The sequence below is a fragment of the Photobacterium sp. SKA34 genome (assembly GCF_000153325.1).
GTDB lineage: Bacteria > Pseudomonadota > Gammaproteobacteria > Enterobacterales > Vibrionaceae > Photobacterium.
The window spans coordinates 1,376,746-1,394,110 of record NZ_CH724141.1 but is presented as its reverse complement, the minus strand read 5'-3'; the positions used below and the strand labels follow the sequence as shown (position 1 = coordinate 1,394,110).

Annotated in this window: 14 protein-coding genes; 7 read left to right on the top strand and 7 right to left on the bottom strand. The window is 37.3% G+C overall.

Annotation, left to right across the window (positions count from 1 at the left end):
* Window positions 1-22: 22 nt before the first annotated feature.
* The 7 genes from SKA34_RS07450 to trmY all read right to left on the bottom strand — a co-directional run bounded on the left by SKA34_RS07450 (window position 23) and on the right by trmY (window position 9,114).
* The gene (locus tag SKA34_RS07450) at window positions 23-940 is read right to left on the bottom strand and encodes an alpha/beta fold hydrolase (RefSeq protein ID WP_006644895.1); all 918 of its coding nucleotides are present in this window, start codon (window positions 938-940) and stop codon (window positions 23-25) included.
* Between the two features lie 78 nt (window positions 941-1,018).
* Window positions 1,019-2,008, bottom strand: coding sequence for a patatin family protein (locus SKA34_RS07445; RefSeq protein WP_006644894.1), 990 nt, complete (start codon window positions 2,006-2,008; stop codon window positions 1,019-1,021).
* A gap of 219 nt (window positions 2,009-2,227) precedes the next feature.
* The gene (locus SKA34_RS07440) at window positions 2,228-3,544 is read right to left on the bottom strand and encodes an AarF/ABC1/UbiB kinase family protein (protein WP_006644893.1); all 1,317 of its coding nucleotides are present in this window, start codon (window positions 3,542-3,544) and stop codon (window positions 2,228-2,230) included.
* Between the two features lie 64 nt (window positions 3,545-3,608).
* Window positions 3,609-5,165 (bottom strand): cryptochrome/photolyase family protein, encoded by a 1,557-nt coding sequence (locus SKA34_RS07435; protein WP_006644892.1) that lies wholly within the window; start codon window positions 5,163-5,165, stop codon window positions 3,609-3,611.
* Window positions 5,165-6,496 carry a DASH family cryptochrome gene (locus SKA34_RS07430; RefSeq protein WP_006644891.1) on the bottom strand — a complete coding sequence of 444 codons (1,332 nt, stop codon included), beginning with the start codon at window positions 6,494-6,496 and terminating at the stop codon, window positions 5,165-5,167. Before SKA34_RS07430 ends, SKA34_RS07435 begins: the two co-directional genes overlap by 1 nt.
* Window positions 6,497-6,651: 155 nt before the next feature.
* Window positions 6,652-8,112, bottom strand: coding sequence for a peptide MFS transporter (locus tag SKA34_RS07425; RefSeq protein WP_006644890.1), 1,461 nt, complete (start codon window positions 8,110-8,112; stop codon window positions 6,652-6,654).
* Between the two features lie 405 nt (window positions 8,113-8,517).
* Window positions 8,518-9,114: a tRNA (pseudouridine(54)-N(1))-methyltransferase TrmY gene (trmY, locus tag SKA34_RS07420; protein ID WP_006644889.1), complete on the bottom strand. Its 597-nt coding sequence runs from the start codon at window positions 9,112-9,114 to the stop codon at window positions 8,518-8,520.
* Window positions 9,115-9,290: 176 nt separating this feature from the next.
* Between trmY and SKA34_RS07415 the strand changes: the two genes are divergently transcribed.
* The 7 genes from SKA34_RS07415 (at window position 9,291) to SKA34_RS07385 (ending at window position 17,311) form a co-directional block, all read left to right on the top strand.
* Window positions 9,291-9,734 (top strand): DUF3429 domain-containing protein, encoded by a 444-nt coding sequence (locus SKA34_RS07415; protein ID WP_006644888.1) that lies wholly within the window; start codon window positions 9,291-9,293, stop codon window positions 9,732-9,734.
* A 16-nt stretch (window positions 9,735-9,750) separates the two neighbouring features.
* A complete protein-coding gene (locus tag SKA34_RS07410; protein ID WP_006644887.1) occupies window positions 9,751-10,152 on the top strand; it encodes a thiol-disulfide oxidoreductase DCC family protein in 402 nt (133 codons plus the stop codon).
* 292 nt (window positions 10,153-10,444) lie between these two features.
* The gene (locus SKA34_RS07405) at window positions 10,445-12,328 is read left to right on the top strand and encodes a methyl-accepting chemotaxis protein (protein WP_006644886.1); all 1,884 of its coding nucleotides are present in this window, start codon (window positions 10,445-10,447) and stop codon (window positions 12,326-12,328) included.
* Window positions 12,329-12,566: 238 nt separating this feature from the next.
* Window positions 12,567-13,235 (top strand): DUF1826 domain-containing protein, encoded by a 669-nt coding sequence (locus SKA34_RS07400; RefSeq protein WP_006644885.1) that lies wholly within the window; start codon window positions 12,567-12,569, stop codon window positions 13,233-13,235.
* 419 nt (window positions 13,236-13,654) lie between these two features.
* On the top strand, window positions 13,655-14,278 hold the full coding sequence (locus SKA34_RS07395) for a hypothetical protein (protein WP_006644884.1): 624 nt from the start codon (window positions 13,655-13,657) through the stop codon (window positions 14,276-14,278).
* Window positions 14,279-14,414: 136 nt separating this feature from the next.
* Entirely contained in the window at window positions 14,415-14,669 is a 255-nt protein-coding gene (locus tag SKA34_RS07390) for a hypothetical protein (protein ID WP_157044459.1), read from the top strand.
* A gap of 44 nt (window positions 14,670-14,713) precedes the next feature.
* Entirely contained in the window at window positions 14,714-17,311 is a 2,598-nt protein-coding gene (locus SKA34_RS07385) for a family 20 glycosylhydrolase (RefSeq protein WP_006644882.1), read from the top strand.
* Window positions 17,312-17,365 lie beyond the last annotated feature (54 nt).

Below are 17,365 nucleotides of genomic sequence, written 5' to 3'. Positions count from 1 at the left end.
ACTCATGAATAACACTAAATCATTAACTATAAGTCTCAAAAAAATCTAACGTATCTTCTAATGCTTGATTACGTAAGCAATCTTTTTCCATTAATAATTCATGTCGAGCATGTGGGATCACTTTTATTTGACACTCTGAGCACTTAGAGTAAAAAAGATGATGAGAATCATTATCGACAATTGTATCGTCACCTGCCTGCAACAATAATACGGGCGTATGAATATGATCTACATCCCGTATACAGCTTTTCGCGGCAGCTAATGCTTGCCATACCCATCGAGCACTAGGACCACCAACACGCAGTTCTGGATGGCACTGATACAAATGCTTTGCCCAAACGTAACGTATTTGACTTTGGCATTGATCATTTTCTTCAAAAGGCGCTTCGTGATACGGCTTATATCCAAACACATAAGACGGTTGTGTTTGATAATGCTCGATAATTTTTGCGATTGAAGAGGCTACTAATTTTAACGGTACAGGAAGATTGATACCAAACATAGGTGCATTAAGAACAACGGCATTAAAATGAGTTTGATAACGTTCTAAATATAATGTTGCTACCGCACCTCCCATTGAATGAGCTAATAAAAACCGTTGTCTGTATGCTTGTTTTCCAACAACATTTGTAATAAATAAATGAAGGTCTGACACATAATCATCAAAACAAATCACATGCCCAAGTTCGCTATCGTTCGTTAATCGCCCTGATGCGCCTTGACCACGATGATCATAAGCGTACACATCGTAGCCTTTACGAGATAACTCATAACATAGCTCCTGATATTTCCAGAAGCTCTCATTACGCCCATTAACGATGACAACACAACGCTCATTTTGAGGATGCCGAATACTTATCCACCTGATCGGTATTCCATCAACACCTTTAAATTCACCTTGCTCCCTCTTCTGCCACATATAATGGACTTCACTCGCCATTAGATGCGTAAAAACCGACTCCTTGGTAACAAAATCCCTCTCACAATTTTGTTTAGCCATGACAACTTCTTATAATTATTATGCAAACTTACATAAATCACTGACTTCTTCTCCCATTAAATGGGATACATCGCAAAGGGGTTCATCAATATCAATATAGCGACCCACAGTGTTTAAAAAATACTTACCTGATTGATAGCCAAGGCTGTAATCTTCTTCTAACGATCGCATATCACTACCTATCATTTTTGACTTTAAAGCTTTTTGCGGATGAATCTCATAAATAGTAACATCATCAGGCGGATTACTCAGAAACTCTTGTGTTTTTCTATAGTTATCTTCATGTTCTAACAACATCTCAATCATACCTGCAGCTTTTGATTGGCCTAATGCACGACGAATATTACTCATCCAGCAATGATCAAATGATGTATCAATAGGCACAGTGCGGATCACAACAATATGACGATAACCGCGCTCATAGGCTTCTTGAACAGGAATTGGTGCAGATAAACCACCATCAACCCAATATTCGTTTTGTGAGTAGATTGGTTGTCTATTTAAAACAGGGATTGCGCATGAAGCTTTTAATGCCAACGACCAATTATCAGTATTTAAATTAAAATACGCCGCTTGATGACTAACCGTATTACTTGCTGATGCGAGTACAGTTCGATTACGCATATTCTGTCGACCTTGATGCCAATCAAGCTCAAAGCGTGTCTGGGTTTGCTGCATTAACCATTCTAGATCAAGCCCTTCGCGACCAAATAAGAAACGATACACATCAAAGAAGTGATGATTAGTCGTTGCTTCTGTGATCACTTTAAAAGCATGTTTCTTTTGACCGCAAATATAAGACGCTAAATTAAGCGAGCCTGCAGACGTACCAATCATTAGTGAGAACGGATTAAAATCCTGATCTAAAAATGAATCCAATACTCCTGCGGTAAAAATCCCTCTTTGACCTCCACCTTCCGTGACAAGTGCTATCTTAGATACATCCTGAGGCTTATGGGACAATGCGTCATAGTTTTGTACCGCATAAGATACATGCTTACCTGCCATGTTACTCTCTTAAGATTACTGCATACTTTGATGCATATTCATCATACAAATATTACGAGGCATACTATCAAATAGGGATCTAATGTCTAATAAAAAACGAACAATATTTGATTGTAAAAATATACGCTCAAATTTCTAAACAATAACGGCTTGAACTTTAGGTTTTACGTGATTTTACAAGTTAATATTATTAGAGAATATTTAACGGGTTATTCAACATTAGCTAATATAAGACTGAAATAACGCATGAACATTCACTCTTGCTTTAAGCTTGGCTGCCAACAAATATAAACCACCCAATTTGCGGTGTAAAAAAATAGCATCAGCGGGCGGCGTATGCCAATAACCACTATTCATACTTAACACACTACCAGCATCGCGAATGCGTTTCCCCATATCCGTTACACCGAAATCATACACACCATCAAACGCTAATGGCTCACAGGCTTCTAGACATAAATTCACTACAGCTTGTTGTGCGACATCTTCAATTTGCTGATGAAAAAAGCCTATTTGCTTTAACGCGTTAAGCATAGACTCACGATCATTTTTCACCGCACCAGTCATCAATTGGCGATAACCTTCAGAAACATGCTCGGGATACTCACGTGTGGCACCAAAATCAAGCAAGATAAACTGATTAGTTGTGAGGTTATAACGATAGTTAGCAAAATTAGGGTCGGTTTGCACCAATCGAAAGTCGAACACTTCTTTGAACAATAAGGTAAAGGCTAATGCCATCACCTCATCACGTACCTCTTGGGATTGTTTTGCCAATTGCTCTATTTCTATTCCATCGACAAAACTCATCGCAAGGATCGTTTCACATGTTAAATCATCATATATCTCAGGGATCAAAAAGCGTGCATCACCTGAAAGTAACTGGCGAAATTGTTTAAGATATTGTGCTTCTTGCTGATAATTAGCTTCAGCATGTAACTGTTTTTTCGCTTCGTCTAACAAATCTGACACATCAATAGACTTAGGGATCAATCCCGATACATTTAGTAAGGTTGAAACATTATGTACATCACTATCAATGCTTTCTCCTATACCTGGGTACTGTATCTTTAAAGCAATATCTCGACCGTCTTTAGTCTTAGCTCTATGAACTTGTCCTATTGATGCGGCAGCAACTGGATAAAACGAGAATTGAGAAAATTTGTCTTGCCAATCTTCTCCCCAATTAGCAATGAGCACATGATTCAATTGGCTAATCGGCATAGGTTTCGCATCAGCTTGCAAACGAGATAGCAGTTCAGTTAGTTCTTTCGGGAGTAAATCACCAGCATCCATAGATAAAAGTTGACCTACTTTCATCGCAGCCCCGCGTAACTGTGCTAATTGCTCAGCCACACGTTGAGCATTTTTTGGCGTTAAGAGTAATTCACTGGCTTTAGGACGATGTCCTGAAGCTAACTGTTTCACTCCTTCAGCAACCATGCCAGTTGCCACTCTTGACGCCAACGAGCCTAGTTTCGATAGGCGTGATAATCGCCCTTTAGGCACTTTTGAATACTGATGTGGATCTTTCATGCTTAAACCTTATCTTAAGATGATGTGTAATAACGTCATTTGTGACGATTGAATACGCCTTTCTTTAGAGTGAATTTATATGGCGTAAATAATACTCGGCTTGCTCTACAACAACAGCCTGTTCACTATCATCTAATTTATCCCAATGACTAAATAGCATACCTACACGAGGGTTGTTTGCTAATAACCCCCTATGTTTGTTCATAAAACGCCAATATAAACTATTAAATGGACAAGCATTCAATCCAGTTTTCTTTTTAACCTCATACTGACACGATGAGCAATAGTCGCTCATTTTATTAATGTACGCCCCACTTGAAGCATAAGGCTTTGTTGCCACCACACCACCATCGGAAAATAGCGCCATACCGAGCGTGTTGGGCTTTTCTACCCACTCAACCGCATCAATATAAATACCTAAGTACCACTGTTCGACTTCACTCGGTGCAATCCCCGTTAATAAACAAAAATTACCCGTGACCATTAAACGCTGAATATGATGAGCGTAGCTGTAATCAAGCGACTGTTTAATCGCATGATGCATACACTGCATATTGGTTTTAGCATCCCAAAAAAAATCAGGTAATGAACTGTTAGCTTCTAGCGTATTCTCTTTCCCATAATGTGGCATGTTTACCCAATAAATAGCGCGAATAAATTCACGCCAGCCTAATATCTGACGAACAAACCCTTCAACTTGGGCAATATCAATTTTTGAATCAGGCTGAGAGTAAGCATCAATAGCCGCTTGGATCACTTGCATGGGATGCAACATTTTCGCATTCAAAGCAAAAGATAAACGAGAATGGTATAAGCTCCATGCTGACTCACTTTTCGTGGTCATCGCATCTTGAAAACGTCCAAACAAAGGCAATAAATCACGGCAAAAGTAACTCAATAGCGCTTGTGATTGTTTACGATTTGTCGGCCAAAGTAATTGCTCACAAGATTGACCGATTGTGTTGATATTGTGTTTTTCCAGTCGTTTCGAAATAGCACTAACATCATTACTGAACATTAAAGGTTGAGGTATTTTTTCAATATCAATAGCCTTTAACTTATTTCGATTTGCGCCATCATAATTCCATTTACCACCTTGAGGATTTCCTTCAACCATTAATACGTCAAATCGTTTACGCATAGCGCGATAAAAATGCTCCATACGGTGATGTTTGTTTGGTGTTATATACTGATCAAGCTCAGCTAATGTCAGTAAGAAATGATCGCTGTCAGATGCTTGAACTGCCACATCAGGTATTTTTAAAGCCGCTAACTGTTGTGATAATCGGTATTCATCCGGTTGTTGGTATTCAAATGCTTGGCAATGATATTGCTGACAAAGTGAAACAATTAAATCAGGTAAATCATGATAGGTATGAGTATCGTCTAATGTTAAATGTAAAACCTCATGTCCTGATTGTTGCAGCGCAATCGCAAAGTTTTCCATCGCAGCAAAAAATGCACATATCTTTTGATGGTGATGAGTAACATAATTCGTTTCTTGCTTTAGCTCTGCAATAACATACAGCACGTGTTCATTGGGTTGTTGATACCAGTGATGACCTGCATTGAGTTGATCACCCAGAATTAAACGAAGAGTTGTATAGCGAGATTGCATCATTACCCTCTTCCACTCAATGGCCAATCATCAATGTTTACACTATCTAAGGCATTTAGGTTTTCATCCCCTCGCCAATGGCGAATAAAGTGATGATTAGGATCAAAAATTCGTGTTTGTTTTTCTAAATCAAACCAACGTTTTTCACGACTATCAGTTCCAACACCTGCAATGTACTGCCAATTACCCCAGTTTGCCGCGACATCATGATCTATCAGTTGTTGTTCAAAATAGGCTGCACCGTAGCGCCAATCAACAGATAGCTCATTAACCAAACAACTTGCAACTATTTGGCGCCCACGATTGGACATGTAACCGGTTTGGTTTAGCTGTTTCATAAACGCATTAACAATAGGATAAGGTGTTGAGCCCTCGCACCATTGTTTAAAACGAGTAGGATAAAAACTATTTAATAACCGTTTGTTTTGCACACCACTGAAACGATACAGATCTCGCCCAACAGCATGCGCATGCCATTGAAAAAATTCACGCCATAACAACTCAAAGAAGATCCAATAGGTTGATGAATTTTTCTCTTTGTATTTTTCATAATCTTGCAATCTAGCCATAATCATTTTGGCAGATATTGCCCCACACGCTAACCACGGTGAAAATTTGGTTGAGTTATTCCAACCTTCTATAGCATTACGTGTTTCTTTATAACTTGACGGCAAACGAGAAGAAAAATACTGCTGTAAGTGCATCAGTGCTGCATTTTCACCACCATGCCACTCAACCTGATCATTATCTGAAATGTGGACATGACGAATATCTAAGTATTCAGAACAAAACACATTAGGTTGTGGCGGTAAATAATCAGGTACAAGAATAGGTGAAGATACAGTGACGTTTTGCTCTATCTGCTTACGAAATTTTGAATAGCTCTTTGGCATGTCTAAAAGAGGAAACGGCAGTTGATCTTGTGAGTACAACGTATGCGTATCAACTTCTACAAATCGCAAATGAGGATAGCATTGTTTTAAGTAACACCATTGCTGTTGTTCATACCAACCACAATGACGACTACGATAGATAAGGTTAATGCCGTATTGCTCTATTAATACTGGCATTGAAACCATAGGATCTGCCTGCATCACTAATAAACGCTGACCCAATGTGGCTAAATTAGATTGCAGTGCTTGTAACGCTTGCAATAAAAAACGATGACGAATTTCTCCCACCGAGATAAGTTGATAACGATTAAACTGCTGTTTTTTTGGTTCCATAAAATAAACACACAGCAGGCTGTCACAATGCTCATAAGCTTGATGAAGTATAGGGTTATCATGCAAACGCAAATCATTGGTAAACCAATAGAGAGCTTTTACCGCCATAAATTATATGCCTTATTTTTTATCGACTCTATATTTACGCTACGAATAGGCATAACGATCGATTTTTATTTTTGCTGTCACGAAATTTAGGCAATAAAAAAGCCAGTATTATTAACAAGAAACGTAATAATACTGGCTGAAAATGTAATTAGTCGTTAATCAAATTCTGGCTGATTACGGTTTTTAAAATTCACCAATAATCCCATCACCAGCACCACAACCGTCACAATTAAAATTGACTGGAATACATGGTGATATTGCGCAGCAGAAGTAATTAAATCTATTGCATCACCTTGTGGTGTATTGGTTGACGTTAACTCAGCAATGTTTGCTGCTAAATAGTTTGCTACCGAACCACCCATTAACATGTAAATACCCGCAACTGTTCCTGTTGCACCTTGCGGATTCATGCGCGTAATTGCAGCTAACGCTACAGGGTCAATAAATAGCTCAGCAATACCAATGAAAAACAAGCCAATAAATAGCCATAGGAATGTTGTATGACCTGTTGTCATTGCTAGCTTAGAAGACAACGTAATCAAACTAAAGCCCGCAGTTAATAGAAACAGACCCATGTTTAATTTCGTTAATGTGCGTACAGAGACCTGACGTGACGATAATACTTTCCATAACCATGTCACCGCAGCACCACCCACAATAACAGCTATAGGGTTAACAGATTGGAAGAAAGCTGTTGGAATATGATAACCAAAAATATCCGTATCAATATTACGCTCGATGAATAAGCTAATTGAACTGCCACCTTGCTGATCAAATGCCCAGAACACCATACCAAAAATCATAAAGTACATAATTGAGTGAAGCTTCTTACGGTCTTCAGCATCACTCTTACGGTATAAACGCAACATTTGTAGTGCCGAAAATGCAAGGATCACGGCAAGAATATAACCTGCTAATAAATCTTTAAGTACAAACACAAGACCTACCGCAGCAGCAACAACACCGACAGTGATTAAGAACCAGTGACTAATACCTGCTGTTTTTTGTGTTAACGCTGCTTTATTGACTTTTTGTACATGAGCAAAGTTTTTACGACCCGTACTAAAAATGATTAAGCCAATAAACATACCAATACCTGCAAGAGCAAAGCCCACATGCCATCCCCAACGGCTTGCAGCATACCCACAGAAAATAGGTGCAAGTGCAGAACCAATATTACCGCCTATATAGGATATCGAAAAACCTGATTCACGTGCGCTTTCATGACCTTTATATAACTCACCCAATAAACAGCTTGAGTTAGTTTTAAAAAAGCCATAACCACAAATAATTAATGCTAACGCTGAATACAAGGTCGTATGATCGTTACTCGGAAGACTCAATACAACGTGGCCAGCAACCATCAATAAGCCGCCAATAACAACAGCCCAATAATTTCCCAAATATCGGTCTGCTAAATAACCCCCTAAAATGGGTGTCACATAAACTAAAGATGTATATGCACCGTATAGTGCATAAGCATGTTCATCTGACATTAAGAGTTTTTGGGTTAAAAATAGAATTAATAGCGAACGCATGCCGTAGTAGCTAAAAAATTCCCACATTTGTATCGCGATGAGGTGAAAAAGCCCTTTAGGCTGAGAGGATAATTGCATATTGATTCCTGTAAAAAGGCCCGTTTAGCTAACGGTTGTCATTCTTATGGGTGTGTTTATACCTACGGTATTTAGGAATGAAAATACACTGAACTTCTCTAAGCTCAAGCATATTATTAACCCATATTTAGTATCTAACTTTTCATCGTTTTAAGCATTTAACCATTGCTTCACTAGGAATGGTTCATTCCATTTACAAGCATTAAACAAACATCATTCCATTTTTATAGCCAACAAAGCAACACTTCTGAAAAGCATATAAATTTCATTAGGTTACGATTAAAACACATCACCACACTAATAACTTCATCAAAAAAATATGTGATGAAAATCACAACATTGGTGCAACAAAAAAGCCGTAACAATAGCTGTTACGGCTTTAATAAAATAGACCTTTGCATCTCTTTATAACGTTAAATCTAACTCATTATGAATTAATACGATGCATTGAGAGGCAAATAACATCTTAGGACCTAAACTAATTTTCTGTGCGCCTAAACGTTTTAAGCTGTTATAACTTTTTTTAGGCATTGGCATATGATCCGTTAATAAAAAGCAAGGGTTCGCAGCAAGTTCAATATCGCGAACAAAATCCCCTTTCTTATCTAATATGTATAATTGGTAGTCTTCAGCAAGTTCAACCACCAGCTTTTCAAAACTGATCGTACGAACCGTAATCCCTGATTCTACATTACGGCATTGCTCTTTCCCCATGCCTAATGATTTGTCCAGCGCATGCGTGATCTTATCTAACCATGCTTGCTCATGAAAGCCGGTTAAATTAGTAATATCATTTGAATTAAAGCTAATGGTACGAGAAAAGTCTTGCGTACTTTCAAGCACTAAATGCACCATAATATCTTCACGGTGAGACTGCGCCACAAAAATAGCATTCATTAAAACATGAGCCAAAATTTCGGTGTGGGCATCTTGACCCACAGATGCTAATAGCATTTTACTGTCGGTGGGTGCAGAACGGGCTCTTAATACGAAAGCGCGCATAGTTAATATCCTAGAAGTTGAAAGTGACACCAGCATCGCTACACAAGGGTATATACCAATCATATACCTACAGCGAGCGCGATATTATCCCCGCTTTCCATCAATTTGTAACCCCCATTGATCAGATTCCTATTTTTAATCGTATTAGGTTAATCAATCAATAACGACAAGGTAATATGAACACAATCACTCGATTACCAACCCATACACTTGGCTATTTAGGTCTTATTCCTTTTGCCCTAAGTGCATTTGCTATCAGCCTTGAGATAAGTATTTTTAACACTTCAGCTATGCTAATTTTCGTCAGTTATAGTGCAATTATTCTTAGTTTTCTTTCTGGCGTTATGTGGGGAAACATTCTGAATCATAAGGAAAGTTCAACCAGTCGATATGCTTTACTTCTAAGTAACCTTTTTGCGCTACTCGCTTGGTTTTCTTTATTACACTCATCGAATAATTACACTTGGGCTATTGTTGCATTAATGCTGGGGTTCATTTGTATTCGTATCGCCGAGATAAAATTTAACTCAACTCATCAAGATGAGTATTATCAACAATTACGTAATCGTCTAACCACTTGTGTTTGCGGATTACATGCGGTTGTGTTTGCAATCACGTAAAACAGGGAGAAAGAAAATGGAAAAGATGATCATCTTTTATGATGGAAGCTGCCCACTTTGCGTCGCTGAAATGAAGCAACTTCGACAACTTAATGAACATCAAAAACTACAATTTGAAGATATTCTTGTGCCTGACTTTAACCAACGCTTTCCTGATATCTCAAAGGAAGAAGCCAGCGCTGTTTTACACGGTTTACTCTCTTCTAAAACAGGTGCTGAACAACAACTTCTACTTGGTCTTGATGTCACTTATAAAGCATGGAACCTTGTTGGTAAAAAGAGGTGGTTAAAAATACTAAGGCTTCCTGTTATACGTACCGTTGCGGATAAAGCGTATTTATTTTTTGCCAGAAACCGTTATCGTATTTCCTATTTATTAACCGGAAAATCACGCTGTAATAGCTGTTCAATTGATTAATTGATCTTATCGCTATAAGAGCAACTTCTAACATTATTGCAAGTTATCTCTGTTTTTATTGATAGCCTTCCTATAAACCCACCAAAAAAATAATACCCATATTATATAAAGTGGAATAATTAAAGGAAATATAAAATAAAGCGCCACTATATCGGCGCTGAATAGCCATTAATTCATCATTTTAAATTCTTTATGGCGATACCTCTAATTTTTGCTTTTATTTACGTGCATATATATAAAACACTATTTACACTCGCAGCACTTTCTAACACCACATTTTTCTGAGACAACAATGCAACTATCACTAAAACAAAAGCTGATCAGCGCGAGCTTGTCTGCTGTTGTCCTTATGGCAGCAGTATTAACTTGGCTTGCTGCCAGTAATTTACAACAACAAACTAACGCAAATATCTTAGATCGCGTACAAAGCGTGGCAACCACAGCCACCAGCGGTATTGAAGATTGGGTTAATATGCGCCGTAGTATTACCTCCTCAGTTAATGAGCCCTATCTACAAGATGATCTAGTACCTTTCCTACAACAAGCACGTAATGCAGGCGGATTTGACGATATCTACTTCGGTACCGTTTCTGGACAAATGCTTCGTTCACACCCAGAGCGTAACCGTGCAGGTTATGATCCTCGTACACGTCCTTGGTACGGCGATGCGGTAAATAATAACAAACAAGTGATCACCACGGCTTATCAAGATGCCATTACTAATGCCCTATTAGTGACGATAGCCGAACCTATTCGTAATAAAGGCGTACTAGCTGGTGTTATCGGTGCAGATGTGCTGATTGATCAACTCATTAACGATGTGATCAGTTTGAACATCGGCAACAATACTCATGCTATGTTGATTGACAAAAAGAATGGAACATTCCTTGCTCACCCTGATAACTCACTGTTATTAAAACCCATTGCGAACTATAGCAATCAGTTAAACATGGGTAGCATCGAACAGAGTGCCAATACAAACAGCTTAGAGCAGTTATCAATCAAAGGGAAAGATAAGCTATTCTACTTTGCTAATATCCCAAATAGTGATTGGGTCTTTGGTCTTGAAATGGATAAATCCACTGAAGAAGCCAGCTATTATTCACTACTAACTAAATTAATCATCACCGCTATTGTGATCACCTTAATCGTGGTTATCGCGGTAGCATGGCTAGTAAACTACCTTCTTCGCGATCTTGACCGTGTATCAAAAGCACTGGCTGAAATTGCAAATGGTGAAGGTGATTTAACGCAACGTTTAGAACCAAGAAGCCAAGATGAAGTAGGTAAACTTGCACAAAACTTCAACCAGTTTGTTGGTAACATGCACCAAATGGTGACTCGATTATGTCATGTTTCAGAATCACTTAATCAACAATCTCATATAACCGCTTCACAGGCAGAAGAACGCAGCACCCGTATTCAGCATCAGCAAGATGAAATTAATATGGTAGCAACAGCGATCAATGAAATGGCAGCAGCGACACAAGAGATTGCCGCCAATGCGGAAAATACCGCAAGAACATCAGAGCAAACGGTAATCGCTTCTAATCACGGTGCAACACAGGTTAACCAAAGCCAACAATCCATCAGCACATTAGCGCAAGAAGTGGATACTGCTACATCTGTGATCAGTGAACTAAATCACCATGCTCAAAGCATCACAACAATCCTATCTACAATTCAAGGGATTGCTGAACAAACCAACTTATTGGCATTAAATGCCGCGATTGAAGCCGCCCGAGCTGGTGAGCAAGGCCGAGGATTTGCTGTTGTTGCAGATGAGGTACGTGTACTTAGCCAACGGACTCATGCATCAACTCAAGAAATTCAACAAATGATAGAAACCCTACAAAAAACCACAGGTCAAGCCGTTAATATCATGGATGATAGCCGACATCTCTCTGAAACCAGTGTTGATGATGCCAATGCAGCAGCAGTAAGCCTGTCACAAATAACCACTGCCGTAAACACTATCAATGATATGGCGACACAAATTGCTTCAGCCGCTGAAGAGCAATCTTCCGTGACATCAGAGATCACCCGTAATACGGAGGGAATTCGTGATGTTTCTAATGAACTTGCTGTAGAAGCTGATGAAGCCGCCAAACAGGCAGCTGAACTATCAAATTTATCTCATGAGCTACAACAAGAAATCAGTCGGTTTAAGCTGTAAGTAAACTGGTATTCAATAATCTCAAAGCCAGCACAATCGTTGCTGGCTTTTCTATATCTACACTTATAACCACTTCGATATCCAAATCATACTCAAATAACTAATATTAAACTCCCACCTTTACTTGTTATGTTATAACATTACAATATACGGTAATGTATTACTTAAAACCTACCGTTAACTTTAACGGATCAAAGTAATCTTCAAGTTAACACTATCAATGTGAGAATCTTCAGCCATGAATGTAGCCGCAATCGACCGTCACTTAAACAGTACTGAGAATACAGTCAGCTTAAGTATCGCTCCCCAACCTACCGTATTCACCAATATCTATCGAAACAACATTAATATCGCGGTTTGGCAGCGCAATCTCAGCTCTGAACTCACGCATGAAATTGAAACATTCCTTAGCGATAATCCAACATTTAGAAAGTCGATATCCCTTTCTCCTGAAACCGTACGGGAAGAACTTGATCTGGCCACACAACGAAAACTGCCTAAAGCGCTAGTTGAAAACATTGCGCAACTGGTTGATATGTTTTGCTGTTTATTCGATCTAAAAGAAGTCGGTTTGAGATTAACAGCATTAAATAACGCTATGTGCCCACGTTTTCATGTCGATCGTATTCCTTGCCGATTGGTAACGACCTTTCATGGCGAAGCATCACAATGGTTGCCAAACCATAAAGTGGATCGCACAAAACTAGGACATGGCAATAACGGGTTACCAGATGAAACATCGGGATTATATAAACAACATTCTGATATAGAGCAATTATCAACGGGTGATGTGGCACTATTCAAAGGTGAGGCTTGGGCTGGAAATGAAAATCTTGGTGTTGTTCATCGTTCCCCCGCAACATTACCAAACGAAACACGATTACTGATGACTTTAGATTTCTGTTAAATTAATGAAAATTCAGGCCAGCATTTATTTGCTGGCTTTAAAACAGTTTACCACTCCTAAAAAATTATCATAATAAAACCAACTTTTAATATTTTAATGGTAGTCATCAATAATAAGATGGAAGTATTACTCACATTTAAATATTAATAAATCCAATTTTCAAATTCATGACCTTAATTACCATCAAATATAATTAGCTAAATAAAATAAATATTACTTTTTAGTATTACGTTTTGTCATGGTGTGATTACTAAAAATCGTTTGTTTATCAATCTACTTACGAATAATGTTAATTACAAACACAATAAATGTTTAAAATAAAATGACTCGTAAAAAATAAAGTGGTGTAACTATTATTTTCAATAAAATAATTGCCCAGTATTGACGCGTTATCTTATCGAATGTATGGAACTACAGAAATGATAAATCAAAAATTAGTTATAATATTTTTAATACAGTTTATTGCATCTAATGTTTATGCCGGTAACACAGAAAATATTTATGTTCATCCTGGGAGTAGTATTAATGTAAAAGTGAACTTAACTCCTTATCAGCAACAAGGCGTTAATTGGAAAGGTACGCATTTATGGGTTGCAAGCGTATTAGGCAACGAGATATGGTCAGACAGTGATGAAAAAGAAGGTATTTCAATTGAAATTACAAAGTCTCAAGCTCGGCTTAATCTAATAGGTCATCTTACTAATCAAAGGAAAAAATGGAACTGTGATTTTACAAAAGGTAATCGTTTTAGAACAGGATTTCCCGGTGTAGGTTTAAATAATCTAATAAAAGGTAATGGCAAACAGAGACGTTGTAAAAATGAACATCGAGTCGGTTTTCACTTAACAAGAGCAGTTAAAAATTGGAAAGTAGGCTATTCGACAGCTATAACTGAAGTAAAAATTGATGTACCAGAAGATACCAAGGTTACAACGGTTACATTTCCTGTTTATCAGAAAACTCAGATAGGTGGAAATCCTATAGTACAAAAAAAAGGCAATTGTTGTCCATGTTATACAAAACACATGCAGTTTCACGAGTAATAATCAAGATATCGATGTAAACATTGGTGATATCGCACCCGGTAAACGAGTATTTAAAAGTTTACCAATTACGTACAAATGTTCTCCTAAAGATGGAAATAATGCGAGTACAGTTACGTCAAGTAGTGGGCCTAATGTGATGACAGCAAAATATAAAATAATTGAAAATCCGTCAGGTAATACCAATAAAAAAGCTGTAAATGTCAAATTTTTTAGACCAGATGAATCCCCTCTTATTCTTAATAAAAGTTACAACGACATCAGTGAATTAAGGAATTTAAATTATGAGGTTGTAGCAAGTCCAATCAGTGACTTTAATACACATGATCCATCATCTGCTCAGTTTGGTTACTTCAATCGATCATTTAACATTGAATTAACATATTATTAATTTACATCTAGCGTTAAAAATTAAATAAAAAGTGAGATATTTAAATGAAAATAAAACCTGTATTATTTTCTATCCTCAGTGTATTTTCTATAAACACCTATGCTGTTAATCCAACGCAACCTATTAGTGAAAATTTTAATATTCCTCTTCCAACAAGCTCTCAGTCTATAATAAATTATATTGCTCATAATTTGTCAATTAGCTTAAGCGTAAGAAAAAACTTTGACATAAAAACGAATAAGAAAGAAAAAGTGGTTGATATAACATTAAAAAATATTGGTGACTCCACAATACCTATAAGTGATTGGTCAATCTATTTTGGTTTGAGAAGAGATATTAAAAATAACATTACTAATGGCTTTTCTATAGAGCAAAAATTAGGAGATATAAAAACACTGACACCAATACCAAATAGCTCTCCTATTCACCCAGGAGAATCACGTGTTATCACATTCAATGTCAATTATTTTATAGTTTCAGACTCTGCTGTTTTACCTAATTGGTATGTTGCCTCAAAAAACACTCATCCAGTTGTTATCGATAGTACGAAGTTTGACGATCCCGTATTTGTTAAAGCTTTTAAATCTAGTCATCAATTAAAGCGCTCACCTCAAGATATTGTTACTATCGCCACACCTTATAGCCGATTTGAGCAATATAAATCAACCACGAAGCAACAATTAAATAACTTTGCAATTACACCTACACCTAAGTTAATTACTGCCACACAAGGACAAGCAACAATAAATAACAGCTGGTCAATTTTATATACAGAGAAAAATAAGCCAAAAGCAATAGCATTACATAAGGCTTTGCTTCATGAGCTAAAAAATAACACACCAAAGTTAACAGCTGCATCCACAGCACCTGATACTAAAATCATTCGTTTGATTGATCATGATATTGGCAACGAAGCTTATACACTCAATATTAGCAAAAACCACATAGACTTATTAGGTAACGATGCTGGCTTGTTTTATGCCCAAATAAGTTTACTTATTTTAATTCAACAACATGGAAGTAATATACCTAACGTTATAATTAATGATGAGCCAAGAAAGCCATACCGCGGATTTCTTTTAGACGTAGCCCGTAATTTTTATAAAAAGGAAACTATTTTACGGCTTCTTGATCAAATGGCAGCCTACAAAATGAATACTCTTCATTTGCACCTTTCTGACGATGAAAGCTGGAGACTTGAGATACCGGGCATTCCAGAACTCACAGAGTTTGGTGCTACACAATGCCATGATGAATCAGAAACAGCTTGTTTGATGCCTGTTTTAGGTGCTGGCCCAAACAAGAAAACTCAATATTATAGTGTTGAGGATTATAAAATCATTTTAAAATACGCTAACGATCGTAACATTACAGTTATACCTGAATTTGATATGCCGGGTCATGCACGTGCAGCTATTCTTGCAATGGAGTCCCGATACAGAAAATTAAAATCCCAAGGAAAAGTAAAAGAAGCTGAACAATTCCGTCTATATGACCCATTAGATACAACTCAATATAAATCAGTTCAACTCTATTCAAACAACGCAATTAATGTCTGTATGGATTCCACTTATAATTTTGTTGATAATTTACTAACGCAAATACAAAAGATTCATTCAACTATTCAGCCACTTAAAGTTATTCATTTAGGCGGAGATGAAATAGCCGGAGCATGGATTAATTCACCAGCCTGTAAGAAGCTTATAGCAAATAATAAAAACATCAATTCAACAGAAGAACTTGGTGAGTATTTTTTTAATAAAGTTAATCAAATATCAAGCCAGAACAAACTTGAATTACATGCTTATGGTGATGCCTTTGACCATAAAAACCATACAATACGTATCAAAGGAAATCTTGTTGCACAAGTATGGAATAGTATATGGGAGTGGCAATCTGGAGGAAGAGCTAATCGACTTGTTAATGCGGGATATGATGTCATACTAAGTAATGCTCCTTATTTATATTTAGACCAACCACAAGAAGCTTCGCCACAAGAACGAGGTAACCCTTGGGCCACGCGCTTTATTAATACTGAAAAAGTATTTAGTTTTACACCTGCAGATATCTATAAAAATATAGATATGTTTCAAAGTGGAAAAAAAATAACCAATAATGATATTTCAAATGGAGTTCTAGGTAGTTTACCAACACTAAAACCGTCAGCAGAAAAACATATTTTAGGTATAGAAGCCGCTGTTTTTGGTGAGACAATTCGAACGGATGACCAATTAGAATATATGATTTACCCTCGCCTAATAGCTGTAGCAGAACGGGCATGGCATAAAGCTAGTTGGGAAAATATCGATAACTCAGCAAAACGCACCAAAGCAAAACATATAGCATGGGAAGAATTTGCGAATCGACTAGGAAAAAAAGAATTAAAACAGATGGATAATTATAATATCCACGGTGAAAGCATTCAGTATCGCTTGCCCATGGTTGGCGCAAAAATACTTAATAACAAGTTAGTAGCAAATACGGAATATCCAGGTATTAATATCCAATATTCAACAGATAATGGTCGTAACTGGCGCACTTATACCTCTCCTGTAGAAATAACAAATCAAAACAACATTAAGGTACGAACAGCTTCATCGCAAGGACGCAATGGAAGATCATCAACAATATATATTCATTAAATAAACTCGTCTATATTTAGCATTTGGTTAAAATAAAAAGCCAGCATCCGTTTG